This is a genomic window from Streptomyces sparsus, from assembly GCF_054776295.1.
The window spans coordinates 1-1888 of record NZ_BAAHCA010000934.1 but is presented as its reverse complement, the minus strand read 5'-3'; the positions used below and the strand labels follow the sequence as shown (position 1 = coordinate 1888).

The window sequence follows — 1888 nt, the reverse complement described above, 5'->3', positions numbered from 1 at the left end:
CCCCGTGCCGGCATGAAGCCGGTGCGTCAGGCCTGCTCGGCCGGAGCCGCGGCCTCGGCGGCAGCCGGGGCGGCCTCCTCGGCCTTGGGCTCGGCGGCCGCAGCGGTCTCGTCGCCCTCGGCCTTGTCCTCAGCCGGCTTCTCGTCCGCAGCCTTGTCCTCGGCCGGCTTGTCGTCAGCCTTCGCCTCGGCCGGCTTGTCCCTCTCGAGCAGCTCGCGCTCCCACTCGGGCAGCGGCTCACCGGCGGCCTTCTCGCCGCCCTTGGCAGCCTCGGCGGCACCGGAGCGGGAGATGAGACCCTCGGCGACGGCGTCGGCGATCACCCGGGTGAGCAGGGTGACGGAGCGGATCGCGTCGTCGTTGCCCGGGATCTTGTAGTCGACCTCGTCGGGGTCGCAGTTGGTGTCGAGGATGGCGACCACCGGGATGTGGAGCTTGCGCGCCTCACCGACGGCGATGTGCTCCTTCTTGGTGTCCACGATCCAGACGGCGCTGGGCACCTTCTGCATGTCGCGGATGCCGCCCAGGGTCTTCTCCAGCTTGGCCTTCTCGCGGGAGAGGACCAGCAGCTCCTTCTTGGTGAGGCCGGAGGCGGCCACGTCCTCGAAGTCGATCTGCTCGAGCTCCTTGAGGCGCTGGAGCCGCTTGTGGACGGTGGAGAAGTTGGTCAGCATGCCGCCGAGCCAGCGCTGGTTCACGTAGGGCATGCCCACGCGGGTGGCCTGCTCGGCGATGGCCTCCTGGGCCTGCTTCTTGGTACCGACGAACATCACCGAGCCGCCGTGGGCGACGGTCTCCTTGACGAACTCGTAGGCGCGGTCGATGTACGACAGCGACTGGAGCAGGTCGATGATGTAAATGCCGTTGCGCTCGGTGAAGATGAAGCGCTTCATCTTCGGGTTCCAGCGACGGGTCTGGTGCCCGAAGTGGACGCCGCTTTCCAGCAGCTCCCGCATCGTGACGACGGCCATGGCCGTTCTCCTTGGTGTGCTCGGTTGTCAGCTTCGGCCGGACGGCCTCCGCTCCTGACGCCCCGACGCGTCGTGCCTGCGGAAACACCTGGTGAGGGCGGTTCTTCGGGACCGAGGGACGCGGCCGTCCACGAGGGCCGGCGGGGCGTGCGAAGTCGACCCGGAGAGCCGGGTCGCCTCCAGAAGTGTACGGGACCCCGCACGCGGCGAGCGACACCGTTGACGGTCCCCGAACAGGGCACCGACTTGTCCACAACCGGCCAGTACTCCACAGGTCTCGGACAAGATCCACACCGGGCCGGGTTCCGGACCATGCTGCGGACATGTGGTTCACCTTCGCAGCCGTCGCGCTGCTCTCCTGGCCGGTACCCGATCCGCACCTGGTCCGCCCCTTCGACCCGCCCGCCGCCCCCTGGTCAGCCGGGCACCGCGGGGTGGATCTGGCCGTCGAGGCGGGCGCCCCGGTCCGCGCGACCGCTGCCGGCCGTGTCTCCTACGCGGGCGTCATCGCAGGTAGAGGCGTGGTCGCTGTGGCGATCGACGGCACGGGTGATCCTCCACTCCGCGTCACCTACGAACCGGTGCGTGCCACGGTCGACACGGGGCAGCGGGTGCGCGCGGGCCAGACCATCGGGGTACTCCAGGCGGAGCCCTCACACTGCGCGCCTGCCAGTTGCCTGCACTGGGGCCTGCGGCGCGGCACCGCCTACCTGGATCCGCTGACCCTGTCGGCCGCCTCCCCCTCGGTGCTGCTCCCCGTGGCGGGCGTGCCCCCGTCCGGAGCGACCCACGAACCCGCCGGCACGGGGCAGCCGGACACCGCTTCCCGCGGCTACACCGGGCCTCTGCTCACTGCGGCTGCGGCTGCGGCACGGGTCGGCGCGAGGCAGGCGGCCCCTCACGGCCGACCACCCCCA

The 1888-nt window shown here is 70.9% G+C and carries 2 protein-coding genes; one reads left to right on the top strand and one right to left on the bottom strand.

What is annotated here, in order from left to right; genetic code table 11:
• Positions 1 to 26: 26 nt before the first annotated feature.
• Positions 27 to 971: a 30S ribosomal protein S2 gene (gene rpsB / locus ACYVE9_RS25070; RefSeq protein ID WP_461030176.1), complete on the bottom strand. Its 945-nt coding sequence runs from the start codon at positions 969 to 971 to the stop codon at positions 27 to 29.
• Between the two features lie 323 nt (positions 972 to 1294).
• On the opposite strand from rpsB, the gene ACYVE9_RS25065 reads away from it, so the two are divergent.
• The coding region (locus ACYVE9_RS25065) for a murein hydrolase activator EnvC family protein (protein ID WP_461030175.1) at positions 1295 to 1888 on the top strand (594 nt) is incomplete at its 3' end.